The organism is Curtobacterium poinsettiae (assembly GCF_025677645.1).
Lineage (GTDB): Bacteria > Actinomycetota > Actinomycetes > Actinomycetales > Microbacteriaceae > Curtobacterium > Curtobacterium poinsettiae_A.
This window is the reverse complement of record NZ_CP106879.1, coordinates 349285-373143: the sequence shown is the minus strand read 5'-3', so window position 1 is coordinate 373143 and position 23859 is coordinate 349285. Positions and strand designations below refer to the sequence as shown.

Genomic DNA, 23859 nt, shown 5'->3' with positions numbered 1-23859 from the left:
CCGGCCGTGCACTGCTCCGTCCGATTCCCGCCAGTCGACGTCGGCGGCGCATGTCAGGCTGAGCCCATGACCAGCCCGGACACCGACGCGCAGCCCGACGCGCTGCACGCCGAACGGCACCGCGCCGTCGCATCGCGCGACGCGCGTTTCGACGGCCAGTTCGTCACCGCCGTGCACTCCACCGGCATCTACTGTCGACCCAGCTGCCCGGCCAGCACGCCGAAGGTCTCGGGCGTCACCTTCTACCGCACGAGTGCCGCAGCACACCTGGCCGGCTTCCGCGCCTGCAAGCGCTGCCTGCCCGAGGCGACCCCTGGCAGCCCCGAGTGGGACCTGCGCGAGGACGTCGCCGGCCGGGCGATGCGACTCGTCCTCGACGGTGTGGTCGAGCGCGACGGCGTCCCCGGGCTCGCCGCGCGCGTGGGCTACTCGGAGCGGCAGCTCAACCGCATCATGACGGCCGAGCTCGGCGCCGGACCGAAGGCGCTCAGCCGGGCCCACCGGGCGCAGACCGCGCGGACCCTGCTGACCTCGTCCGACCTGCCCGTCGCCGACGTCGCGTTCGCCGCGGGGTTCGCCAGCGTCCGGCAGTTCAACGACACCGTGCGCGAGGTCTTCGCCGTCACCCCGACGGAACTCCGCGCACGTCGGTCCGGGCGAGGTGACGCCGATCCCGTGGGTGACGGCGGACTGCACGTGCACCTGCCGGCCCGAGCGCCCTTCGACGTGCAGGGCCTGCTCGACTGGCACGCGCTGCACGCCCTGCCGGGTGCCGAGCAGGTGGACACCGACCCCGCCGGCCGGGTCACGTCGTACGGGCGGCTGGTCGACCTGCCTGGAGGCCCGGGGTGGTTCAGCGCGTCGGCCGCCGTCCCCGACGTGGCCGGGCGGGGCACCGGCATCGACCTGCGCGTGCGGGTCACCGACCTCTCCGACCTGCCGGCGCTCGTGGCGCGGGTGCGTGCGCTGTTCGACCTCGACGCCGACCCGGTCGCCGTCGACGCCGTCCTCGGAGCCGTGCCCGAGCTCGCCGGCCCCGTCGCCCGGGTGCCCGGCCTCCGGTTGCCCGGCGCGGTGGACGCGCACGAGATCGTGTTCCGCACCCTGATCGGGCAGCAGGTCTCGGTGGCCGCGGCGCGCACCGCGCAGACCCGGCTCGTGGCCGCACTCGGAGCAGCGGTGCCCGACGCGATCCGGCCAGGCGGGCTGCTGTTCCCGTCCGCGGCGGTGGTCGCCGAACGCGGGCACGAGGTCCTGCGCGGCCCGGCCGCCCGCGTCGACACGATCCTGCGGGTGGCTGCGGCGCTCGCCGACGGGTCCCTGGTGGTGGACGGTGGGCAGTCCCTCGGCGACCTGCGCGACGGACTCCTCGCGGTGAAGGGCATCGGGCCGTGGACCGCCGACTACGTCGCGCTCCGGGTCCGGCACCACCCCGACATCTTCCTCCACAGCGACCTCGCCGTGCGGAACGGTGCACAGGAACTCGGGCTGCCCGGTACGGCGGGTGCGCTCTCCCTATGGTCGGAGCAGGTGGCCCCCTGGCGGAGCTACCTCACGATGCACTGCTGGCGACCGATCATCGACCGCGCGATGACCGCGACCGCCGGCGCCCGTGCAGCCCGTGCCCCCGAGGACCCCCGGAAGGACGACCGATGACCGACGCAACCATCCAGACCCTGGACACCCCTGATGGACCGTTCACCGTGCTCGAGGACGCCGAGGGCAGGGTCCTCGCCGCGGGGTGGACCGACTCCGTCGAGCGGATCCTCGCCCGCCTGGCCGACCGCCACCGCCCCGACCGCGTGCTCGACGGCGTGGTCGCCTCGGCCGAGGCCGTCGACGCCTTCTACTCGGGCGAGGTCGAGCACGCCATGCAGGTACCGGTCCGGCAGTTCGGCACCGAGCTCTTCACCGAGGGGTGGCGCCAGCTCCGCCGGATCCCCGCCGGCGGCACCCTGACCTACACCGCGTTCGCGGCGGCGATGGGTCGGCCCGACGCGGTGCGGGCGGCGGCGAGCGTGTGCGCCCGGAACGCCCCCGCGCTCTTCGTCCCGTGCCACCGGGTGTTGCGTTCGGACGGCACGCTCGGGGGCTTCGCGTGGGGGCTCGGCGTCAAACGATCCCTGCTCGAACGGGAGTCGGTGGGCACAACGGCACTCGTCTGACTTGTACAAAACGCTCTAGAATGTACAGGTGAGCGAAGTGTCGATCTCCGAAGCCCGTGGCCGTCTCGCGTCGATCATCGACGACGCCCGACACGAACCCGTCTACCTGACCCGGCGCAACAAGCGCGTCGCGGCCGTGGTCGATGCGGCCGTCCTCGACCGGTTGCTCGAGGCGGCGGAGGACCTGGACGACCTGAAGGCGGTGGAAGAGGCCCGACTCGAGAACGAGCGCATCGGCGGCGAGAACGTCAAGTGGGAGGACCTCAGGCGCGAACTCGGTCTGGGATGACCTACGACATCGAGTTCGAACCGAGTGCGGGACGTGCCATCCGCAAACTGCCGCCACATGCCCGACGACTCGTCGAAGGGGTTCTCGCGATCCTGGCTGACGAGCCACGTCCACCCGCGGCTCGTCGACTCGTCAACAGCCCGGAATGGCGTGTCCGGGTCGGTGACTACCGCGTGATCTACCTGATCGACGATGGACGGCTCGTGGTCGTCGTCGTGCGCGCCGGGCACCGGCGCGAGGTCTACCGAGGTCGCTGAGGCGTCAGGCGACCGCGCCGCCCAGGCTGTCCACGTGCAGTTCGACGAGCGCCAGGACCCGCTCCGGCGCCCGTGCCGTCGGGTCCCACGTGTGCTCGACCGCCAGCCCGTCGATCAGCGCGTGCAGCCGGTCCACCTCGTCGGCCAGGTCGCGATCGGCGCCGAAGCCGCCGTCCGCACGCAGGATCTCCAGCGCCCGGGTGCACACCCGGCTGACCCCGTCGTTCAGGCGTCGGGCACTCGCGGCCAGGTGTTCGTCGGTGCGCGCGAGCACGCCGAGCTGCACCTGCGCCAGGATCTCGGTCGTGCGCTCGGCGTCGAGCGGCAGCACCTGGGCGAGGACGTCCAGTGCGAGCGCCCGACCCGTCGAGCGCAGGGCCGTGAGCCGAGCGACGACGCGTTCCTCGATGATCGTCAGGCAGTGCTCGCGCAGGGCGTCCTGCGTCGGGAACACCCGCCGGAGCGATGCGGGAGCGATGCCGGCCTCGTCCGCGACGTTCCGCACCGACAGCGCGCTCAGGCCGTCCCGCTCCAGGATCCGCAGGCACGCCGCGGCGACCAGGGATCCCCGTTCCTCGAGGTCGACACGGCGGGGCACCGGGTCAGCCTACGGCCGGCTCGCTGCTCCGGCCGGGCTCGCGGCTGCGGTGGTGGCCCGGCGTGGCCAGATCGTGTAGCTGATCGCCCAGAGCAGTTCGACGCCCAGGACCACCCCGAGCAGCGCGACCGTGCCCTGCAGTTCGTTCGTGCGATCCGGGTCCCCGACCACGAGGACGAGTCCGCCGATGATCCCGCCGGCGATCAGCACGGCGAGCCCGGTCCGCAGCACGTCGCCCCAGCACCGGGCCGTGTACCGCCGTCCACTCAGCCGTTCCGGTGCCGGACCGCCGGCGAACCGGTCGTGAACCGGACGTCCGCCCACGCGATCATCCGGTGCCCGTACGCGACCGAGAACCCGATGTAGACCGCCGCGAGCCCGTGGTGCCACGACGCGGTCCCGCCGCCGAGCAGGTCGACCGTGACGACGGCGAGCAGGACGAGGTCGATCACGGGTGCTGCGACGAGCATCGCCGCGCCCAGCCGAGGGCGTCGCAGCAGGTACCGGGTGGTCAGGCCGCCGAGGATCGCGACCCAGAAGGCGATCTCGCAGGCGACGATGGCGATGAGTGTCACGGGTTCCCCCTGCAGTGGCGGTGATCGGTTGAGTACAGGTGTACTCAAACAGCATGGCACGTCGGTCCGGTGGTGTCGAGCGGCGCGGTCCTGCCCCTGGAAGCGGGGGGAGACACGGGCTCCCACGCCTGCGACACTCGGAGGACCGGTAATCCGCACGGTCCCCTCCGAGGCCCGACGCATCGCCGTCGACAGCCCGCAAAGGACCCCATGCTCCCTCCAGTCGACCGAACGGTCGTCTCCTCCGACGGCACCACCATCGCCGTCTCCGAGGCAGGGGACGGGCCGGCGGTCGTCGTCGTGGGCGGTGCCTTCGACCACCGCGGGACCCCGTACCTCGACCGCGTGGTCGCCGAGCTCGGCTCGACGTGCCGTGTGGTGACCTACGACCGCCGCGGTCGCGGTGCCAGCGGTGACTCCGCCGCGTGGGCCATCGAGCGCGAGGTCGACGACCTCCGTGCCGTCGTCGAGAGCATCGGCGCACCGACCACCGCCGTCGGCATCTGCGTCGGCGCCGGTGTCGTCCTGCACGGGCTCGCCACCGGGCTGCCGGTCGACGGTGCCGTCCTGTGGGAACCGCCGTACCGCGCCTCGGTCGACCCGCACGCCGACGACGTCGTGTTCGCCGACCTGCTCGACGAGCACGTCGGTGCCGGCCGCCGGGCCCAGGCCGTCCGCGGGTTCCTGACCCAGGTGCTCGGGGTCCCGATGGGTCAGGTCACGGCCCTGCGGCTCAAGGGGTCGCTCTGGCGCTCCCTGGTCGTCGACGCCCACGTGCTCAGCCGCGAGGTCCGCGTGCTGAACGGCCTCGCCGTGCCCGAGCGCGTCGCTGCCGCCGTGGGTGTACCGGTGCTCGTCGGCGCCGGTGGCGACGGACTCGAGTGGATGCGTCGTGCGGCCCGCGCCCTCGTCGACGCCGTGCCCGGATCGGAGTACGCCGAGGTGCCCGGGCAGGGACACGTCCCCGCCCCGGCGGCCCTCGGAGCCCTGATCGACCGCGTCCGGAGCCGGATCGCCTCGCCCAGCAGCTGACTGCGAGAGGATGGGCGGGTGAACGCACCCCGCCTCGGTCTCCTGCTCGACGTCGACGGACCCATCGCCAGCCCGGTCTCCCGCACCATCGCGATCCCGAGCATCGTCGCGGACCTCGTCGCGCTCGCCGCCGAGGGCATCCCGATCGTCTTCAACACCGGCCGCAGCGACGCGTTCATCCGCTCCGAGGTCGTCGGCCCGCTGCTCGCCGGTGGTCTCGCCGAGGGCGGGCGGGTCCACGCCGTCTGCGAGAAGGGCGCCGTGTGGTGCTCGATCGGTCCGCAGTACGACGGCGGCATGGGCGAACTGACCGTCGCCGACGACCTGGCGCTGCCGCGGGACTACGCCGACGAGATGCGCGAGCTGGTCCGCGACGAGTACGCCGACCTGGTGTTCTTCGACGAGACGAAGCGCGCCATGGTGTCGATCGAGCAGCGCGTCGAGGTGCCGAACGCCACCTACCTGGCCCGCCAGCCGGAGTTCGACGCGAAGGCCATGGCCGCGCTCGAGCGTCGCGGGCTGGGTGTCCGCCGACTCGACGACGTCCGGCCCGACGCCGACGGTGCCGTGCAGTGGCGCATCGACCCCACGATCATCTCGACCGACGTCGAGTCCGACCGCAGCGGCAAGGACCTCGGCGCCGAGCGCTCGCTCGAGCTCCTGGCGCAGGACGGTGCGCTCCCGGTCACCTGGCGCACCGTGGGGGACTCCCGCAGCGACTACGCCATGGCGGACTGGCTGCACGCCCACGGCCACGAGGTCGCGCACGTCGACGTCCGTCCCGCCGACGGGGTGCCGGCCACGCCGTACCCGGTGCTCGCCGCGCCCGACGGCGTGATCCACGACGAGGCCGGCGCCCGGTTCCTGGCGGACTGGCGCGCGGGCCGCTGACGCGACCGCAACCGCACCCCGCTGACGCAAGCGCGCCCCGCTGACATCAGCGCAACCGCACCCCGCTGACGCGACCGCGGCCCTGGACGCACCCGTCGGCTGGCCGCGCGGTGCATGCCGGACCGCCGCCGCGCCTCCCGGCCGACGCCGGACCGGGCCACCGTCCGGGCGGACGCTTTGCGTGACACAGTGGTACACCAGTACCCTTCCGAGGTCCGCCGCCAGCCGATGACGGGATCCACCCCATGGCAACGAAGCTCCGCATCAAGTCGATCGAGGCCTCCCTGGCCGACTCCGAGGAGCAGGGCAGGTCCCTGAAACGCTCCCTGAGGACGTTCGACATCGCCGCGATGGGGATCGCGGTCGCCGTCGGCGCCGGCATCTTCTCGGTCGGCGCGAACGCCGCCGCGAACTTCGCGGGGCCCGGCGTCATCATCTCCTTCCTGCTCGCCGCCGTCACCTGCGGCCTGGCGATCATGTGCTACGCCGAGTTCGCGTCGACCATCCCCGTCGCCGGCTCCGCGTACACGTTCACCTACGCCACGATGGGTGAGCTGCTCGCCTGGATCGTGGGTTGGGACCTCATCCTCGAGACCCTCACGGCCAGCGCCGTGATCGCGAAGTACTGGGGCATCTACCTCAGCACCGCGTTCGACGTCTTCGGCATCACCCTGCCGAGCACGATCCAGCTCGGCCCGATCCCCTTCACCTGGGGGCCGGTGCTCATCGTCGGGATCTTCACGGTCCTCCTCGCCTTCGGAACCCGCCTGTCGTCGCGGGTGTCGGCGGTGATCACCGTCATCAAGGTCGCGATCGTGGTGTTCGTGATCGTCGCCGGTGCGTTCTTCGTCAAGGCCGCGAACTTCACCCCCTTCATCCCGCCGGCGGAGCCGAGCAAGGGTGCCGAGGGCAGCGTCTGGACCCAGTCGCTCGTGTCGTGGTTCACCGGTGCCGAGCCCGCCCAGTACGGCGTCTTCGGCCTGCTCGCCGCGGCGTCCCTGGTGTTCTTCGCCTTCATCGGCTTCGACGTCGTCGCCACGAGCGCGGAGGAGACCGAGAACCCGCAGAAGACCCTGCCGCGCGGCATCTTCATCGGGCTCGGCATCGTGACCCTGCTCTACGTCGGTGTCAGCATCGTCATCACCGGCATGGTCTCGTACCAGCGACTGGCGGAGGAGAAGGCGCCGTCCCTGGCGTCGGCGTTCGACATCGTCGGGCTGCCGTGGGCCGCGGGCATCATCGCCATCGGCTCCCTGATCGGTCTGACCACCGTCGTCATGGTGCTCCTGCTCGGGCTGTCCCGCATCGTCTTCTCGATGAGCCGCGACGGCCTGCTGCCCCGCTGGTTCTCGAAGACCAACCCGAAGACGCAGACCCCGGTGCGTGTGCAGGTCGTCGCCGGTGTCGTCGTGGCGCTGCTGGCCGGGTTCACCGCGGTCGACAAGCTCGAGGGCATGATCAACATCGGCACGCTGTCCGCGTTCGTCCTGGTGTCGATCGGCATCGTCGTGCTGCGTCGTTCGCGGCCCGACGCCCCGCGGGCCTTCCGGGTGCCGTGGTCGCCGGTGCTGCCGATCATCTCGGCGGTGCTGTGCTTCTGGCTGATGCTGAACCTCGAGGTCGAGACCTGGCTGCGGTTCGTCGTCTGGTTGGCCATCGGCTTCGTCATCTACTTCGGCTACAGCCGTCGCCACAGCCGCGTCGGCCAGCGCATGCAGTAGGGCCGGGTCGGCTGGCCCGCAAGACACCGGTGTTCGCACGTTGCACACCCGCACACCGCGGTTCGACGTGTGGACACCGGTGTCTTGCAGCCCGGAGCCCGCCGCGCCGCTACGCGCCGACGAGCAGCAGCACGCCGAACGCGAGCATCACGACGGCGACCAGCCCGTCGAACACCCGCCAGGTCAGCGGCTTCTCGAACAGCGGCCGCAGCAGGCGTCCGCCGAACCCGAGCGCACCGAACCACAGGCAGCTCGCCGTGACGGCACCGATCGTCCAGAGCCACCGGTCGTCCGCGCCCTGCTGGTTCGCCACCGACCCGAGGAACACCAGCGTGTCCAGGTAGACGTGCGGGTTCGCCCACGTGAAGACGAGCATGGTCAGCACGGCCGTCCGCATGGTCGCCACCTGGCCGGGAGGCGCGGTGCGCGTCCGCCCCGCCGCTTCCGTCGTGCTGGTGGGCGCGTTGACCGCCGCGCCCGCGCCCGCGCTGGCGCCCACCACACCGTCGTCGGCCGCCTCGTCGCCGACCCGCATCGCGTCCCCCGAGGGCCCCAGTGCACGCCGCGCCGCGAGCACCCCGTACGTCAGCAGGAACGCGGCACCGATGAACCGGACCGCCAGGAGCGCCACGGGGAACCGTTCGACCACGGCGCCGACACCGAGCACCCCGGCGACGATGAGCAGCGCATCCGAGACCGCGCACACCACGACCGCCGCGGCCACCACCCGGAGTCCCGCACTGACCGCGAGCCGGAGCAGGTACGTGTTCTGCACACCGATCGCGACGATGAGTGCGAGTCCGGTGCCGAGGCCGGAGAGCAGGGGCAGGAGTGTGGTCACGGCTCGACGCTAGGACGGGGAAGCGGTGTAGTACAGCTCACGTTCCTGCACCGCCGTAAGCTCAGCTGCATGACCCGGTTCCAGCGCGAGCACCTCGAGACACTGCTCGCCGCGGTCGACCACGGCACCCTCGACGCCGCGGCCCGTGCGTTGTCGATCACGCCCTCCGCGGTGTCCCAGCGGATCAAGTCGATGGAGCAGCAGGTCGGGCGGGTGCTGCTCCAGCGCACGACTCCCGTGCGCCCCACCGCCGACGGCGAGGTCGTCCTCCGACACGCACGGCAGGTCCGGCTGCTCGACGAGGAGACCTCGAGCGCGCTCGGTGGCGGAGGGCTCGCCGTGCCGTCGATCTCCCTGGCGGTGAACGCCGACTCGCTCGGCACCTGGTTCCTCGATGCCCTCGCGCTCGTCCGTGCCGACACCGAGGTGGTCTTCGACCTGCACCGCGAGGACCAAGACCGCACCGCCGAGCTGCTCCGCGCCGGCACGGTGATGGGCGCCGTGACGGCCGAGGCGGACCCGGTTCAGGGCTGCTCGTCGGTACCGCTCGGCATCGACCGGTACCGCGCCGTGGCGTCTCCGTCGTTCGTCGCCCGCTACCTCGGCGACACCGGCACCGAGCGGCGGATGCTCCGACGACTCGACGAGGTCCCGCTCGTCGACTACGACCGCGACGACGACCTGCAGCAGGGGTACCTGCGCCAGGTCCTCGGCCACGCTCCCGGCGGCCCGCGCCACTTCGTCCCGACGTCGGCGGACTTCGCCCGGGCGGTGACGCTCGGGTTCGGCTGGGGGCTGTTGCCGGAGGCGCAGTGCCTCGAGGCGATCGACCGCGGTGTCCTGGTTGAGCTGGCGCCCGGCCGGAGTGCCGACGTCGCGCTCTGGTGGCAGCGGTGGAACCTGGCGTCACCGCTGCTCGAACGGGTCACCGATGCCGTCCGTGCCACGGCGGCGGAGCGGCTGCACCCCGCGCCTCAGGTCTGGCAGCGCGGGCACCAGTAGGTGTCGCGCAGCGTGAGCTCCGAGTCACCGAGCTCCCCGTGCCGGATCGGCGTCCGGCACCGCAGGCAGGGCTTGCCGCGGCGGTTGTAGACCCAGAAGCGCGAACCCGGCCGGTCGACGCCGGTGGTGACGCGGGCGCTGCGGTCGCGGTTCGCCACGATCAACCGCTGCGCCATCGTGATCATCCGGGCCGGGTCCTGCACCTCGCCCACCGGGCGCGTCGGCAGCACGCCGCGCAGGAAGCAGAGCTCGTTCCGGTACACGTTGCCGAGTCCGGCGAGCACCCGCTGGTCGAGCAGTGCCAGCCCGACCGGGCGCTCGGGGTCCTGCGTCAGGTTGGCGAGCGCCCGGTCGGCGTCCCAGTCGGGGCCGAGCAGGTCGGGCCCCAGGTGTCCGACGACCTCGGACTCCTGGTCGCGCGGCACGACCTCGAGCACCCCGAGGGCGAAGCCGACGGTCGAGACGCCCTCGGCCTCCAGGATCACCCGGGCCTGGTGCGCCGGACGACGCCAGCGGTCGCCGGGGGCGTAGACGTCCCACCGGCCCTCCATCTTCAGGTGCGAGTGCACGGTCAGGTCACCGATGCGGTGCAGCAGGTGCTTGCCGCGGGGGACGACCTCGTCCACGGTCCGCCCGACCAGGTCGAGGGTCGCGAAGGCGGGGACCCGGAAGTCGCTCTTCGTCAGGACCTTGCCCGCCAGCGCGGTGTGCAGGCGGCGGGCAGCCCGGTAGACGGTGTCGCCCTCAGGCACCGCTCACCCCCGCCACGTGGTCGCTGCACTGCCGGGAGGCACGGCTCGCCTCACACACGGAGCCGCAGCCCCTGCGGGGTCGCCGTGAACCCCGCCTCCCGCAGTGCGCTGCCGAGCGGTGTCTCGAGCACGAAGTCCCCGTCGACCCGCTCGACCGAGAGCTTCCGCAGCCCGCTCCGCACGATGCCGGCGATCGAGGCGGCGGCGGCTGCGAGGTCGGCCGCGTCGTCGGTGAACGTCAGCACCGACTTGCCGCCGCGCTCCACGTACACGGTGAGCTCGCCGTCGACGGTCGTCACCAGTGCGCCCGCCTTCCGGCCCGGGCGGTGGCCCCGTGTGGTCTTCGAGGCGCTCGCAGCGCCGCTCGCGGCGGTGCTCGCCGCGCCGGCGATCTCGGCCTCGTCGGCTGCGACACCGTGGTCTGCGTCGCCCGTCGGCCACGGCAACGAGGCCCCGAACGGGTTCGCCGGGTCGGTCGCGGCGAGCGTGAGTGCCTCGCGCTTCCGGTCCGGATCGTCACGCTCGTCGTCGCCGAGTTCGCGGGCGTAGGTGCGCAGCCGGTCGACGGTCGGGCCGGTGGCGAACTGGGCGGCACCGAGCCCCTCGACGAAGTACCCGCGACGAGCACGGCCGGACTCCTCGAAGCGCGAGAGCACCCGGTACACCCCGGCGAAGCCACCCCGGACGCCCTCGACCTGCACGGCACCGCGGGTGACGACGCCGTAGCGTTCGAGCAGCTGTTCTGCGGTCGCGGCGGCCCGCACGGTCGAGTCGGACTCGGCCAGCGGCAGGAGCGACCACCGGCCCCCGACCGACGGCGGCCCGGACTGCGTCGGCATGGTCGGACGCCGACGGCCGCGGTAGGCCCGAGCACGCGGAGCACTCGAGCTCTTCGCCTTGCCGCCGAGCATCGAGCGCAGCGGGGCGAAGGTGTCGTTCGTGATCTGTCCGGCCCAGACCAGGTCCCACAGCGCGGTGGTGAGCGCCTGGTCATCACTGCTGCCCACGGCCTGGCCGAGCTGCCGGAAGAAGTACGCGCCGCCACCGGCCAGGGCGCCGAGCACGTCCCGCTGCAGCTCGGTCGTCTCGTCGCCGGAGGGCTCGGCGAGCGTCGTCGCCGCGGTGTCGGCCAAGTGCAGGCGCACCCACCCGTCGTTGCCGGGCAGGGTGCCCCCGCCGGACCACAGGACCTCGCCGGTGGCGGTCAGTTCGTCGAGCATGCTCGTCGAGTAGTCGGTGACGCGCGACGGCAGCACCAGGGTCTCCCACGCGCTGGCGGGCAGGGCGACCCCGGCGAGCTGGTCGATCACCTGCAGGACCCCGTCGACGCCGCGGAGCCCACCGCGGGTCCCGGGGGTCTGGACGTGCTGCCAGGCGGGCAGGAAGCGGGCGAGGGTGTCCGGCGAGACCGGTTCGACCTCGTGCCGCAGGGCTGCGAGGGACTTCGTGCGGATCCGTCGCAGGACCTCGGCGTCGCACCACTCGGCACCCTGGCGGTCGGGGCGGAACTCGCCCTCCACCACCCGGCGGTCGGCGACGAGTCGGCGCAGGGTGTCCTGCACGACGGCGATGCCCAGCCCGAGACGACCGGCGGCCTCCTGCGCGGAGAACGGTCCGTGCGACCGCGCGTAGCGGCCGATCAGGTCACCGAGGGGGTCCGCCACGGGCTCGACGAACGCCGTGGGCACACCGATCGGCAGCGGCACCCCGAGGGCGTCGCGCAGACGGGCGGCGTCCTCGATGACGGCCCAGCGCGTCGCCCCGGCGTGCGAGAACGAGAGCACTCGGCGGTCGCGCTCCAGGACCTCGAGCGTGCTGCGCAGTGCAGCGGTGGCCTCTGGACGGTCGGCGGCGTCGGCGAGCCAACTCCGGTCGACCGCTTCGTCGAGGTCGAGCGCGCCGACGAGCCGCAGCACGTCCACGAGCCCCTCGGCGTCACGGGCACGGCGGTCCGGCGAGAGCCGCTGCAGGTCGCGCTCCACCGAGGTGATGACCGACGGGTCGAGCAGCTCGCGCAGCTCCGCACGGCCGAGCAGCTCGCCGAGCAGGGTCGAGTCGAGCGACAGGGCCGCTGCCCGGCGTTCGGCGAGCGGGGTGTCGCCCTCGTACATGAACGCCGCGACGTACCCGAACAGGATCGACCGGGCGAACGGCGACGGCTGCTCGGTCTCCGTCTCGACCAGGCGGATCCGGCGTCCGGCGATGTCGTCGGCGATCCCGAGCAGCGCGGGCACGTCGTAGACGTCCTGCAGCACCTCGCGCACGGTCTCGAGCACGATCGGGAACGTCGGGTACTTCTGCGCGACCTCGAGCAGCTGCGATGCCCGCTGCCGCTGCTGCCAGAGCGGCGACCGCTGTCCGGGGTTCCGTCGGGGCAGCAGCAGGGCACGCGCCGCGCACTCCCGGAACCGCGCGGCGAACAGTGCCGAGCTGCCGACCTCGTCGGTGACCAGGGCCTCGAGGTCGTCGCGCTCGAACACGAACAGGTCGGCACCCGGCGGCTCGGCGTCGGTCTCCGGGATGCGGACGACGATGCCGTCGTCGGCCGCCATCGCGTCACCGTCGATGCCGTGCCGTTCGCGCAGCCGTGCGGCGACGGCCAGGGCCCACGGCGCGTGCACCTGCATGCCGTAGGGCGAGTGCAGGATGAGCCGCCAGTCCCCGAGCTCGTCGCGGAACCGCTCGATGACGAGCGTGGTGTCGTTCGGCACGTGACCGGTGGCCGCGCGCTGGTCGCGCAGGAAGGTCAGCAGGTTGGTGATCGCACGCTCGTCCAGTCCACCGGCGGCGACGCGGGCGCGGGCGTCGTCGTCCGACGCGCCCTCGACCTCGCGCACGAACGCACCGGTCGCCCGGCCGAGCTCGGCGGGTCGGCCGATGCCGTCGCCCTTCCAGAACGGCACGCGTCCGGGCTGCCCGAACGCCGGGCTCACGACGACGCGGTCGTGGGTGATCTCCTCGATCCGCCAGCTCGTCGCACCGAGGGCGAAGACGTCGCCCACGCGTGACTCGTAGACCATCTCCTCGTCGAGCTCGCCGACGCGGGACGCCTTCTCGCCGACCATGAAGACGCCGAACATGCCGCGGTCGGGGATCGTGCCGCCGCTCGTCACCGCGAGTCGCTGCGCACCGGGGCGCCCGGTCAGGGTGCCGTGCACGCGGTCCCAGACCAGCCGTGGCCGGAGTTCGGCGAACTCGTCGCTTGGGTACCGGCCCGTGACCAGGTCGAGCGTCGCCTCGAACGCCGACCGGGGCAGGCCGCTGAACGGGGCGCTCCGCCGCACGAGCTCGAACCAGTGCTCGACGTCGAGGGTGTCGATCGCCCCGGCGGCCACGGTGTGCTGCGCCAGGACGTCGAGCGGGTTCGCCGGCACCGAGATCGACTCGATCTGACCGGTGACCATCCGCTCGACCGTGACCGCGCTGTTGACCAGGTCGGCCCGGTGCTTCGGGAACAGCACGCCGCGGGAGATCTCACCCACCTGGTGGCCGGCGCGACCGACGCGCTGCAGGCCGCTCGCGACCGACGGCGGCGCCTCGACCTGGACGACCAGGTCGACCTCGCCCATGTCGATGCCGAGCTCGAGTGAACTCGTCGCGACGACGCACCGCAGCCGACCGGACTTCAGGTCGTCCTCGATGATCGCGCGCTGGTCCTTCGACACCGAGCCGTGGTGTGCGCGGGCGAGCACCGGGACCGAGGCGTCCGAGCCCCCGCCGCCCGTCTGCCCGGACCCGCCGATCAGCTGCGCCGGCGGTCGCCCGGCCCCCTGGGGCGCGACGGCGTGCGCCGAGGTGCGGGCCGGGGACTGTGGTCGGCCCCGCGCCGCGGGGAGCCCGTCGTCGTCCAGGGACGCCCCCGCCGGCACCAGCACGCCGTCACCGGCGGCGGCGAGCACGCGTTCCTCGTGGATCTCGTTGAGCCGCGCCGTGAGCCGTTCGGCCAGCCGCCGCGAGTTCGCGAACACGATGGTCGAGCGGTGTTCCTCGATCAGGTCGACGACACGTTCTTCGACGTGCGGCCAGATCGACCCGTTCGTCGGCGACTCGGACGCGTCCGCGCCGACCGGTGGTGCCCCGAGCTCGGACATGTCGTCGACGGGGACGACGACCCGCAGGTCGAAGGTCTTCTGCGCTGGCGGCGCGATGATCGTCACCGGTGCCCGGCCGCCGAGGAACCGCGCGACCTCTTCCGGTGGGCGGACGGTCGCGGACAGCCCGATGCGCTGCACGGGCTTCTCGAGCAGGTCGTCGAGGCGCTCGAGCGACACGGCCAGGTGTGCACCGCGCTTGGTCGAGGCGACCGCGTGGACCTCGTCCACGATGACGGTGTCGACGTTCACCAGGGTCTCGCGCGCCTGCGAGGTGAGCATCAGGTAGAGCGACTCGGGCGTGGTGATGAGGATGTCCGGCGGCTGGCGCAGGAGCTTCTGGCGGTCGGACGACGGGGTGTCACCGCTGCGCACCCCGACCGTGACGTCCGGCGGTTCGGTGCCGAGGCGCCGAGCGGTCTGGGTGATGCCGACGAGCGGGCTCCGGAGGTTGCGCTCGACGTCGACGCCGAGGGCCTTGAGCGGCGAGACGTAGAGCACCCGCGTGCGCTGCTTCGCCGGCGGACGGTCCGTCGCGCTGATGAGCCGGTCGATCGACCACAGGAACGACGCCAGGGTCTTGCCGGAGCCGGTCGGGGCGATCACGAGTGCGTGCTGCCCGGTCGAGATGGCTTCCCACGCCCCGGCCTGCGCCGGCGTCGGTGCGTCGAAGGCGCCGCGGAACCACTCGGTGGTCGCGGGGGAGAAGCGCTCGAAGACGTCCGTCATGGTCCGTCCCATCCTGCCCGCCACCACCGACAGCAGGCCGAGCGCACGTACCCCTTGACAGAGCGATAGTTACCGATCTATCGTGAACACATCGCGATACGACGAAGACGATCAGGTCAGACCGGTCGCGAGCCGACTCAGCACGATGAAAGGACTCCTCATGCGCCCCTCGTATGACGACGACAGCAACACGTCCCCCCGCGACCAGCGCGGGTTCGGCCCGCGCGGCCCCCGCTTCGGCGGCGCGCGGCAGCACCACGGCGCCGGGTTCCCCGGCCGTGACCGCGGTGACCACGACCACGGCGGCCGCGGCTTCGGTGGTCGCGGGTTCGGCCCCGGCTTCGGCCCGGGCGCGGGCTTCGGCCCCGGTTTCGGCGGGCCCGGCTTCGGCCGCGAACGCCGTCGCCGCGGTGACGTCCGCCTCGCGATCCTCGGTCTGCTGGCCGAGGGCTCGCAGAACGGGTACGCCGTGATCAAGACCATCGCCGAGCGCACCGGCGGCGCCTGGAAGCCGAGCCCCGGCTCGGTCTACCCGACGCTCCAGCAGCTCGTCGACGAAGACCTCGTGGTCTCGTCGGGCGACGGCCGCAAGACGCTCTTCGAGCTCACCGACGCCGGCAAGGCCGAGACCGAGGCCAAGGCCGACGAGATCGCTGCGGCACTCGACGGGGCCCCGGGCATCCCGGACGCCCAGCGCGAGTTCTTCGAGGCGCTGCGGAAGACCATGGGCGTCCTGCAGATGTACCGCAGCACCGCGACCGAGGAACAGGCCAAGGCCGCCACGGCCAAGGTGGACCAGCTCCGCAAGGACCTGCTCCAGATCCTCGCCGACTGACGGACGTCACCCATGACGGACAGGAGGCCCGGTGCCAGCCCGCCCCGTGCCTCCCATCCACATCGTGAGCAGCAATGGTCGAGTCCGCACGTCGGACCCGACCATTTCTGCTCACCAAGCGCGCCGAACCCCGCGCCCCTACCCGCCGATGAACGCCGCCACGTCCGCCAGTTCCGCTGCCGACACCGCGTGCGGCAGCCCGTCGTACGTCCGGTCCGTCACGGTGGTGTGCGCTGCGGCCCACGCCTGCGTCCGGGCGGTGGCCTCGGGCGGGATCACCGGGTCGAGGTCGCCGTGCCCGAGGAACACCCGCGGACGCACGGCCGACACGGCCTCGTCGCGCGAGTCCGCGACGTCCGGCACCACGAACCCCGACAGCGACACCGCGAACGCGAACGCCGCTGGCCGGGCGCGCAGGAGCTGGAGCGCCATCGAGCCGCCCTGCGAGAACCCGAGCAGTCCGATCCGCGGGTGGTCGGCGGCGACGGAGTCGATCCAGTCGAGCACCTCGGCGGCCGCGGTGTCGACCGCCTCTGGCACGGGGGAGCCGGGCGTGCCGAGCGGGTACCAGCTGAAGCCGGGCCCCCACGGCATCGGTGCCCGGAGCGACGCGACCGTCCACACGGGCGGCAGCGCGGGGGCGAGGCCGAGCAGGTCGTGCTCGTTCGACCCGACCCCGTGCATGGCCACGAGCAGGGGTGTGCCCCGCCGGTCCGAGGTACTCCGGGTCCACTGCACCAGGTCCGCATCGATCATGTGGACAACGCTAACCATCCCCAACTCCCGCGCCTTCCGCCGAACTCGCCGCCGTCCCTGGTAGACACGGTGCATGTCCTCGCTGCGCACCCCCGATCCCGACTCCGGCTGGCTGTCCGACGAGGAGCTCGCGAACGTCCGCCGTCGTCTGCCGATCTGCTACGTCGAGGCGGTCCCCGTCCGCACCGACGGCCTGGGCGTCGTGACCGAGGTCGGCGTGCTGCTGCGTGTCTCCCCGAGCGGTTCGATCGCCCGCACCCTGGTGTCCGGCCGGGTGATGTTCGGCGAGTCGATCCGGACCGCGTTGTTCCGCCACCTGGAGAAGGACCTCGGGCCGATGGCGTTCCCGCAGCTGCCCTCGAGCCCGACGCCGTTCACCGTGGCCGAGTACTTCCCGCTGCCCGGCGCCTCGGTGTACACCGACGAGCGGCAGCACGCGATCTCGCTGGCGTACGTCGTCCCCGTCACGGGGACGTGCGAGCCCCGGCAGGACGCCCTCGAGCTCACGTGGATGAGCCCGATGGAAGCCGCGTCCGACGCCGTCGCCGACGAGATGGAAGGCGGCCGCGGGGCACTGCTCCGCGCCGGCCTGGCATCGGTCGGTGCCCTGCACTAGCTCGTCACACGACGAAGCCCGCGCACGACGAAGCCCGTGCACGACGAAGCCCCCGGATCCGATCGGATCTGGGGGCTTCGCAGCGCGGTCGCGAACCGGCTTAGTGCTTGTCGTCCTTGAAGCTGTCGGCGACGCCGTGCGCGGCGTCCTTGACGTCGGTGACGCCCTGCTTCGCCGAGGCCTTGCCCTGGTCGGTCTGGCCTTCGGCCTTCAAGCGGTCGTTACCGGTCGCGTTGCCGGTGGCTTCCTTGACCTTGCCTGCCGCCTTCTCAGCGGCGTTCTTGATGTCATCGATGCCAGCCATAGGCACTCCTTCCAGAAGCGGACGTGTTCCCCGTCAGCCGCTTGCGCGGCATCCGGTGAGTGAGACCGTACGCCCGGCGGAGTACCCCGCCCCCAGCCCCCGCCAAGGTTCGCCCGAGCCCCGACGCGAAACACCGGTGCTCACCGAACACACCCCGGGATGCGGGGGTTCGAAACGTGAACACCGGTGTCCTGCGGACTCAGACCGCGCAGGTCAGTGGCGGTCGGCAGCGCCGGCCGGACGGGAGGCGCGGCGCGAGCCACCACGACGGTTGCCGCCCGACTCGTTGCCGGACCGACCCGCGGCGTAGCCGCCCTCGGACGACCAGACGGCCGACGAGCCGCCGCGCACGACGTCGCTGCTGCCCGAGCGGCGGTTGCCGCCACTGCGGCGACCACCGGTCGAACCGGCGGCTGCGGCGCCGGAGCGCCCGGCGCCCTCGGAACGTGCGCCACGGGCCGGACGGCCCTGACGGCCCCCGGCCGAACCGGCGGACTCGCCGGCCGAGCCGGAGCGCGCGGGCTGTGCCGCGCCTCCGGACCGACCGCCGCGACCACGGCGACGACCGCCGCCGTCACCGGCGGACTCGGCGGAGCGCTGCTTGGGCTGACGCTGCTGGGTGGGCTGCTCCTCGGCCACGTGGCGGATCGGAGCGACCTCGCCGACGAGCGCGGTGACCGCCGGAGAGGTCGCCGTGACGTGCTGCGGGGTGACCTTGATCGCGGCTGCACGCATCATCTGCGCGACGTCGCGACGCTCGGCGGGCATCGTCACCGTGACGACGTCACCGGACGAACCGGCACGCGCCGTGCGCCCCGAGCGGTGCAGGTACGCCTTGTGCTCGGTGGGCGGGTCGACGTGCACGACGAGCTCGACGTTGTCGACGTGCACGCCGCGGGCGGCGACGTCGGTGGCGACGAGCACGAGGGCCTCACCGGACGAGAACTTCGCGAGGTTGCGCTCACGGGCACCCTGCGACAGGTTGCCCTGCAGGTCGACGGCCGGGATCCCCTGGCTGCTGAGCTGCTTGGCGAGGCGCTTGGCGTGGTGCTTCGTGCGCATGAAGAGGATGCGGCGGCCGTTGCCCGAGGCGAGGGCGCTCACGAGGTGCTTCTTCGCGTCGGCGTCGGCGACCTCGAACAGGTGGTGGGTCATCGCCTCGACGGGGCTGTTCGCCTCGTCGACGGAGTGCATCACCGGGTTGTGCAGGAACTTCTTGACGAGCTTGTCCACGCCGTTGTCGAGCGTGGCGGAGAACAGCAGTCGCTGCCCGTTCTCGGGCGTCGCCTGCATGATCTTGGTGACCCCGGGCAGGAAGCCCATGTCGGCCATGTGGTCGGCCTCGTCGAGGACGGTGACCTCGATGTCGCCGAGGTTCACGTGGCCCTGCTGCATGAGGTCGGCGAGGCGCCCCGGGCAGGCGACCACGACGTCGACGCCGCCGCGCAGGGCGTCGACCTGACGACCCTGACCGACGCCACCGAAGATGGTCGTGGTGTTGAGACCCATGGCCTTGGCGAGCGGAGCGAGGGCGACGTCGATCTGCGTCGCGAGCTCACGGGTCGGCGCGAGCACCAGGGCGCGGGGGCGGCCGGCTCGGCGCTTGCGGCCGCTGGCGGCGAGGCGGGCGACGAGCGGGATCGCGAACGCGATGGTCTTGCCGGAGCCGGTGCGGCCGCGGCCGAGGACGTCCTTGCCCTGCAGGGAGTCCGGGAGGGTGTCCGCCTGGATGGGGAACGCCATGTCCTTGCCCTGGTCGGCGAGGACGGAGACCATCGGCGCGGGGACGCCGAGGTCGGAGAAACGGATGTCTTCGGTGGTCATGGTGACCTTTCCAGCCGGAGCAGTCCGGCTGTGGGCACGCTTGCGAGGCAGCGCGCGGGCGGGATGCGCGCCAACGGATGTGGCTGGCGCAGTCGCCGCAGCAGAGAAGCCTGGGCACCTTCGTGAGGTGCTCGATCATCGACCGGAGTCTTGAGACAGGTGGTCGGGAGTTCGGGGCGTCCGTACGACGCACGAGGCGATCGGCGCCTCGAGTACGACCAGCATAGCGTGCACATCTCCGGAACAGCGAGGGCGGGGCCGTTCGCCCTGCGCGTGCGAGGATTCCGGGGTGCGCATGCGATCCGTCCTGTTGACCACCGCGATGGCCCTGGTGGCCGTCCTCGGCACGGCCGGCTGCGCCGAGGCCGCCACGACCAGCGCGGCCGCGAGCTACCGCAACCTGCCGACCTCGGGCCGGGTGGACTACCAGCTCGGTGGCGGGTACACACCGCCCTCCGGCGTGACGATCGTCGAGCGCGACAGCACGGACCGCCCGGCGAAGGGCACGTACGACATCTGCTACGTCAACGGGTTCCAGACGCAGCCCGAGGCCGCCCGGACGTGGAAGAAGTCGTACCCGTCAGCGATCCTCCGCGACCGTGCGGGCAAGCCGGTCTCGGACCCGGGGTGGCCGGACGAGATGCTCCTCGACACCCGGACCGCGGCCAAGCGTGCCCTGATCACGAAGGTGCTCGCGAAGACCGTCGCCCGCTGCGGTGACCGCGGGTTCGACGCGGTGGAGTTCGACAACCTCGACTCGTGGACCCGGAGCGGCAAGCGGCTCACCCGTGCCGGCAACCTGGCGCTCGCGAAGTCGCTCGTCGCCACGGGGCACCGACACGGCCTGGCCGTCGGGCAGAAGAACACCCCGCAGCTCGGGGCGTCCGGCCGGAAGCAGACCGGGTTCGACTTCGTCGTCGCCGAGGAGTGCGTGCAGTACCGGGAGTGCGCCGCGTACACGAAGGCCTACGGCGGGCGGGTCATCGACGTGGAGTACTCGGACACCCTCGAGCGCTCGTGGGGTTCGGTGTGCGGGCTGCGGAGCCGTCCGGCCATGACGATCCTGCGCGACCGCGACCTGGTGACCCCGGCGGACGACGCGTACGTGTACGAGCACTGCTGAGCGCCCGGGACGTTCCTTCCCAGAACGCCTGCGATGCATGGTCGGATCGGGCGTACCGGGTCAGAACTTCCGACCGGGTACGCCCGGAACGACCGGGTATGCCCGGAAGCGCGCGCCCTGCGCCCGCTACGCCGGCCAGGCCTCGCGCAACGCGGTGGCCGCCTGGTTCGCCGACAGCCCCGCCGATCGCGCCGCAGCGGCCAGGGCACGAGCGGCCTCGGCCACGGCGTCCGGCACCGCTGCCGGTCGCACCACCCGGGTGCCGGCACCCCGTGCGGTGTGCACGAGCCCGGCCTCCTCGAGCAGCTGGTAGGCCTTCGCGACGGTGCCGGCGGCGAGACCGAGCTCGTCCGCCAGCCCACGCACGCTGGGCAGCCGTTCGCCGTCCACCAGGTACCCGGCGGTGATCTGCGCGGCGATCTGCGATCGGACCTGCTCGAACGGCGGCACGCGGCCACCGACGTCGAGGGCGACGAGTCCTGTCATGCGTTCCACCCTAGAAGTCGTACTGCTCGCCGACGGGGATCGGGACCGGCACGGTGTTGCCCGGAGGCGCGAGCGGGCACGCCCACGCCGGGTCGTACGCACACGACGGGTTGTAGGCGAAGTTGAAGTCGAGCACGAGCGACCCGAGGTCGTCGCCGCCCAGGTCCGAGCCCTTGATGGTGTCGAGCAGGTAGCGTCCGCCGCCGTAGGTGCCGCGGGCCTTGCCGGCGCTGGCGTCCTTGACGGGGACGAACACCCCGCCCGCGTAGCCGCCGTGCTTCCAGACGTCGAGGGTGCCGACACCGGGGACCCGCACGAGGCCGAGGCGGTCGAAGTGGACGACGCCGTCGGTGCCGGTCTCGAAGTCGAACTCGGCGGGCTCGGTGGCCTCGATGCGGACCTGGAACCGCCACGCCGGGTCGTAGTCCGGCACCGGCAGGGACTCGAAGTCGCGGGCGTCCTCGTCGAGCAGCGGCGACGCCGGGTGCTCCGCGAACATCGCGTCCCGGGTCTCGCGCCAGAGCGCGTGCGCCGTCTGGGGGTCCGGGGTGGCGCGGACGCGGCGGTACAGGTCGAACGTCATCCGCCGCCAATCCGTCGTCGCCAGCGTGCTGCGCACGCGGTCGTCGGTCGTCGGCTCCTGGGGGCGCGTCTGGCTCACGTGGTCGAGGCTACGCCCGCTCCGCGGTGGACGGGAGGCCCGACCCGCGTCCCGTCACTCGGCGTCGGTCCGCCAGGTGGGCGCGAGGGCGCGCATCCGGAACGCCCGCCACTGCCAGATGACCCACATGCCGGGCCACAGGGCGAGCCCGAGGACGGCCGGTCGCATCCGGTAGGTCAGGCGGTCGAGCAGCAGGGTCCGGCCACCCGGTACGGGGACGACGGCCATCCGGTGCGACATCGTCATCCGCCCGAACAACCCGGACGTGCCGCCTCCGTTGTCGCGCTGCACGGGGACCCCCCGGACCTCGTACAGGTCGAGGTCGACGTGCGTGTCGCCGCTCGGCACCAGCCCGAAGGCGTCCGCGGTGATCGGGTGCGGGTGTCCCGGCTCCCAGCGCTCCGGGAACCCCCGGGGATCGCGCGAGCGGTACGCCAGGAACGGTTTCGTCACCGCCACCATCACGGACGGGGACAGCAGGGCATCGCGCACGGCGTCGACCGGCGCATCGAGGACGATCCGGAGTCCGACGTGCATGGCGGTGACGCTACGCCCGCGCGCTGGACGGTGCGCCGTGCCCGCTTGCCGACGGCGCCTGGTCAGGGGAGACGACGCAAGCGAGACGACTCAGGCGTGCCGGGCAGAACGACGGCGGGAGCCCTCGGCGCGGTCGTGTCGCCGCAGTCGCTCGGCCAGCGAGAGCCGCACCGCCGGCCACTCCGACGCGATGATCGAGAACACCACGGTGTCGCGCAGGGTGCCGTCGCGGCCGATCGCGTGGTTCCGGAGCACGCCGTCCTGCTTGGCGCCGAGGCCCGCGATGGCCGCCCGGGACTGCAGGTTGTGCCAGTGTGTGCGGAACTCGACCGCGATGCACTGCCACGCCTCGAACGCGTGCGACAGCATGAGCAGCTTCGACTCGGTGTTGATCCCCGAGCGCTGCGCCGACCGCGCCAGGAACGTGCTGCCGATCTCGACGTGACGGTTGCCCGGGTCGATGTTCATGAAGGTCGTCGCACCCACCACCCGGCCGGTCGGACGGTCCCGCACGGCGAAGGGCACCATGCGGCCGGCCTCGTGCTCGGCGAGCCGCCGGTCGATCTCGGCCTCGACCTGTGCCGGGGCGGGCACCGAGGTGTACCAGGTGCGCCACAGATCGCCGTCCGCGACCGCCGCCCGCAGGTCTTCCGCGTGCTCCTGCCCGAGGGGCTCGAGTGTCACACGGTCGCCGGTCAGGGGGGGTACGGGGGCGATCTCCATGGACATGCATCCTAGGGTCGCCGACCCTGGTGGAACCCGGTCGGACGGCGACCCTGTGGAGAGGGACAGCATCGCCCGGGCGGCTATCGTGACGGACGTGGCAGAACGCACCCAGGAGAAGTACCAGGTCCGGTTCGCGTGGGGCTCCGGAGGTGCGGCTCGCATCGCCCACGGCGCCCACCTGCTCGTCTGGGTCGACGCCCTGCCGCCCACCCCCGACGCCGCAGCACAGCGGCGCGCGCTGCGGAACGTGACCGCCCAGCTGCCGCAGGGTCCGGAGGTCGTGCTCGGCCACCTCGGCAACGCGGCGGCGGTCGCGGAACGGGTGACTGGCCTCCAGGCCGCACGTGGTGACCGGTGCGTCGTCGCGATCGTGGCCGCCGGGCTGCACCACACCGCAGCCCTCGACGACGCGGCCGAGGCGGCGGGGGAGTCCGTCGACGTCGCCGACGCACCCGACTTCGCGGTCGAGGACCTGCTCGCAGCCGGAGCCGTCGTCGACGCGCTCACCGATGTCGGCATCGACCACACCTCACCCGAGGCCGCCGCGGCCTGCGCGGCGTACACGGGGCTGCGCCGTGCCGTGCGGCACCTGGTCTGCGCGTCCGAGGGAGCCGCCGTCCTGAGCCGTGACGACGTGCACGCGGCGCTCGCCGCGGGCCCCGACCTGCCCGTCCTGCGGGAATCGGGGGAGCGCGCGTAGCGTTCGCCCCGTCACGGAACCAGCGAGCGAAGGAGCAACGCCATGAAGGCAGTCGTCGGCGACACGGTGATCGCGGAGGCCCCCGAAGAGGACCTCATCAAGATCGAGGGCAACTGGTACTTCCCGCCGTCGAGCGTGAAGACCGAGCTCTTCACCGAGAGCCCCACCCAGTACCACTGCCCGTGGAAGGGCGACACCCAGTACTTCACGGTCAACGTCGACGGACAGGCGCTGCAGGACCGCGCGTGGTCGTACCCGACGCCGATCCCGTCGTCGTTCGACCGCGTCGGCAAGGACTACTCGGGCTACGTCGCGTTCTGGAAGGACGTCCAGGTCGTCGAGTGACGA

Annotated in this window: 24 protein-coding genes and 1 pseudogene; 13 read left to right on the top strand and 12 right to left on the bottom strand. The window is 72.5% G+C overall.

Annotated features, from left to right (window positions below; genetic code table 11):
* The first annotated feature begins 66 nt into the window (after window positions 1-66).
* Genes OE229_RS01830 through OE229_RS01815 form a run of 4 tightly spaced genes read left to right on the top strand, consistent with a single transcriptional unit; the run spans window position 67 to window position 2711 of the window.
* On the top strand, window positions 67-1656 hold the full coding sequence (locus OE229_RS01830) for an AlkA N-terminal domain-containing protein (protein WP_262139467.1): 1590 nt from the start codon (window positions 67-69) through the stop codon (window positions 1654-1656).
* The gene (locus OE229_RS01825) at window positions 1653-2165 is read left to right on the top strand and encodes a methylated-DNA--[protein]-cysteine S-methyltransferase (protein ID WP_262139466.1); all 513 of its coding nucleotides are present in this window, start codon (window positions 1653-1655) and stop codon (window positions 2163-2165) included. The genes OE229_RS01830 and OE229_RS01825 overlap by 4 nt, the downstream gene beginning before the upstream one ends.
* Window positions 2166-2193: 28 nt before the next feature.
* Window positions 2194-2454 (top strand): type II toxin-antitoxin system prevent-host-death family antitoxin, encoded by a 261-nt coding sequence (locus tag OE229_RS01820; RefSeq protein WP_071250100.1) that lies wholly within the window; start codon window positions 2194-2196, stop codon window positions 2452-2454.
* Window positions 2451-2711 (top strand): type II toxin-antitoxin system RelE family toxin, encoded by a 261-nt coding sequence (locus tag OE229_RS01815; RefSeq protein ID WP_071250103.1) that lies wholly within the window; start codon window positions 2451-2453, stop codon window positions 2709-2711. The genes OE229_RS01820 and OE229_RS01815 overlap by 4 nt, the downstream gene beginning before the upstream one ends.
* 4 nt (window positions 2712-2715) lie before the next feature.
* On the opposite strand, the gene OE229_RS01810 is transcribed toward OE229_RS01815, so the two are convergent.
* The gene (locus OE229_RS01810) at window positions 2716-3309 is read right to left on the bottom strand and encodes a TetR/AcrR family transcriptional regulator (RefSeq protein WP_262139464.1); all 594 of its coding nucleotides are present in this window, start codon (window positions 3307-3309) and stop codon (window positions 2716-2718) included.
* 9 nt (window positions 3310-3318) lie between these two features.
* Window positions 3319-3884, bottom strand: a pseudogene (locus tag OE229_RS01805) (hypothetical protein).
* Window positions 3885-4094: 210 nt separating this feature from the next.
* Between OE229_RS01805 and OE229_RS01800 the strand changes: the two are divergent.
* From OE229_RS01800 to OE229_RS01790, 3 genes are all read left to right on the top strand, one after another.
* Window positions 4095-4916, top strand: coding sequence for an alpha/beta fold hydrolase (locus OE229_RS01800; RefSeq protein ID WP_182064396.1), 822 nt, complete (start codon window positions 4095-4097; stop codon window positions 4914-4916).
* An 18-nt stretch (window positions 4917-4934) separates the two neighbouring features.
* Entirely contained in the window at window positions 4935-5807 is an 873-nt protein-coding gene (locus OE229_RS01795; RefSeq protein ID WP_262139462.1) for an HAD family hydrolase, read from the top strand.
* A 245-nt stretch (window positions 5808-6052) separates the two neighbouring features.
* Window positions 6053-7528, top strand: coding sequence for an APC family permease (locus OE229_RS01790; protein WP_182064394.1), 1476 nt, complete (start codon window positions 6053-6055; stop codon window positions 7526-7528).
* A gap of 109 nt (window positions 7529-7637) precedes the next feature.
* Here the strand turns inward: OE229_RS01790 and OE229_RS01785 are convergent, their stop codons facing one another.
* Complete coding sequence (locus OE229_RS01785) at window positions 7638-8369, bottom strand: LysE/ArgO family amino acid transporter (protein ID WP_262139460.1); 732 nt, start codon at window positions 8367-8369, stop codon at window positions 7638-7640.
* 69 nt (window positions 8370-8438) lie between these two features.
* On the opposite strand from OE229_RS01785, the gene OE229_RS01780 reads away from it, so the two are divergent.
* On the top strand, window positions 8439-9371 hold the full coding sequence (locus OE229_RS01780; RefSeq protein ID WP_262139458.1) for a LysR family transcriptional regulator ArgP: 933 nt from the start codon (window positions 8439-8441) through the stop codon (window positions 9369-9371).
* Here the strand turns inward: OE229_RS01780 and OE229_RS01775 are convergent.
* Window positions 9344-10123, bottom strand: coding sequence for a DNA-formamidopyrimidine glycosylase family protein (locus OE229_RS01775; protein WP_262139456.1), 780 nt, complete (start codon window positions 10121-10123; stop codon window positions 9344-9346). The two genes, OE229_RS01780 and OE229_RS01775, sit on opposite strands and share 28 nt — an antisense overlap.
* Before the next feature lie 50 nt (window positions 10124-10173).
* The gene (locus OE229_RS01770; protein ID WP_262139454.1) at window positions 10174-14943 is read right to left on the bottom strand and encodes an Lhr family ATP-dependent helicase; all 4770 of its coding nucleotides are present in this window, start codon (window positions 14941-14943) and stop codon (window positions 10174-10176) included.
* 160 nt (window positions 14944-15103) lie between these two features.
* Here OE229_RS01770 and OE229_RS01765 point away from each other — a divergent pair, with 160 nt between their 5' ends.
* Complete coding sequence (locus tag OE229_RS01765; RefSeq protein ID WP_182064389.1) at window positions 15104-15778, top strand: PadR family transcriptional regulator; 675 nt, start codon at window positions 15104-15106, stop codon at window positions 15776-15778.
* A gap of 138 nt (window positions 15779-15916) precedes the next feature.
* Here the strand turns inward: OE229_RS01765 and OE229_RS01760 are convergent, their stop codons facing one another.
* Complete coding sequence (locus tag OE229_RS01760; RefSeq protein WP_262139453.1) at window positions 15917-16534, bottom strand: alpha/beta hydrolase; 618 nt, start codon at window positions 16532-16534, stop codon at window positions 15917-15919.
* A 73-nt stretch (window positions 16535-16607) separates the two neighbouring features.
* Here OE229_RS01760 and OE229_RS01755 point away from each other — a divergent pair, with 73 nt between their 5' ends.
* Window positions 16608-17150: an NUDIX hydrolase family protein gene (locus tag OE229_RS01755; RefSeq protein ID WP_110859466.1), complete on the top strand. Its 543-nt coding sequence runs from the start codon at window positions 16608-16610 to the stop codon at window positions 17148-17150.
* A 100-nt stretch (window positions 17151-17250) separates the two neighbouring features.
* On the opposite strand, the gene OE229_RS01750 is transcribed toward OE229_RS01755, so the two are convergent.
* Window positions 17251-17454, bottom strand: coding sequence for a CsbD family protein (locus OE229_RS01750; RefSeq protein WP_111234610.1), 204 nt, complete (start codon window positions 17452-17454; stop codon window positions 17251-17253).
* Window positions 17455-17667: 213 nt separating this feature from the next.
* On the bottom strand, window positions 17668-19278 hold the full coding sequence (locus tag OE229_RS01745; RefSeq protein WP_111123196.1) for a DEAD/DEAH box helicase: 1611 nt from the start codon (window positions 19276-19278) through the stop codon (window positions 17668-17670).
* 295 nt (window positions 19279-19573) lie between these two features.
* Between OE229_RS01745 and OE229_RS01740 the strand changes: the two genes are divergently transcribed.
* Complete coding sequence (locus OE229_RS01740; RefSeq protein ID WP_247737913.1) at window positions 19574-20401, top strand: endo alpha-1,4 polygalactosaminidase; 828 nt, start codon at window positions 19574-19576, stop codon at window positions 20399-20401.
* A 126-nt stretch (window positions 20402-20527) separates the two neighbouring features.
* On the opposite strand, the gene OE229_RS01735 is transcribed toward OE229_RS01740, so the two are convergent.
* The 4 genes from OE229_RS01735 to OE229_RS01720 form a co-directional block, all read right to left on the bottom strand.
* On the bottom strand, window positions 20528-20887 hold the full coding sequence (locus tag OE229_RS01735; protein ID WP_262139451.1) for a GntR family transcriptional regulator: 360 nt from the start codon (window positions 20885-20887) through the stop codon (window positions 20528-20530).
* A 10-nt stretch (window positions 20888-20897) separates the two neighbouring features.
* Window positions 20898-21470 carry a DUF1684 domain-containing protein gene (locus OE229_RS01730; RefSeq protein WP_051597091.1) on the bottom strand — a complete coding sequence of 191 codons (573 nt, stop codon included), beginning with the start codon at window positions 21468-21470 and terminating at the stop codon, window positions 20898-20900.
* 132 nt (window positions 21471-21602) lie between these two features.
* Window positions 21603-22085 carry a hypothetical protein gene (locus OE229_RS01725; protein ID WP_262139449.1) on the bottom strand — a complete coding sequence of 161 codons (483 nt, stop codon included), beginning with the start codon at window positions 22083-22085 and terminating at the stop codon, window positions 21603-21605.
* A 90-nt stretch (window positions 22086-22175) separates the two neighbouring features.
* Entirely contained in the window at window positions 22176-22814 is a 639-nt protein-coding gene (locus OE229_RS01720) for a GNAT family N-acetyltransferase (protein ID WP_263344952.1), read from the bottom strand.
* Window positions 22815-22905: 91 nt separating this feature from the next.
* Between OE229_RS01720 and OE229_RS01715 the strand changes: the two genes are divergently transcribed.
* Window positions 22906-23511 carry a hypothetical protein gene (locus OE229_RS01715; RefSeq protein ID WP_262139447.1) on the top strand — a complete coding sequence of 202 codons (606 nt, stop codon included), beginning with the start codon at window positions 22906-22908 and terminating at the stop codon, window positions 23509-23511.
* Between the two features lie 42 nt (window positions 23512-23553).
* Complete coding sequence (locus OE229_RS01710) at window positions 23554-23856, top strand: DUF427 domain-containing protein (RefSeq protein WP_027466755.1); 303 nt, start codon at window positions 23554-23556, stop codon at window positions 23854-23856.
* Window positions 23857-23859 lie beyond the last annotated feature (3 nt).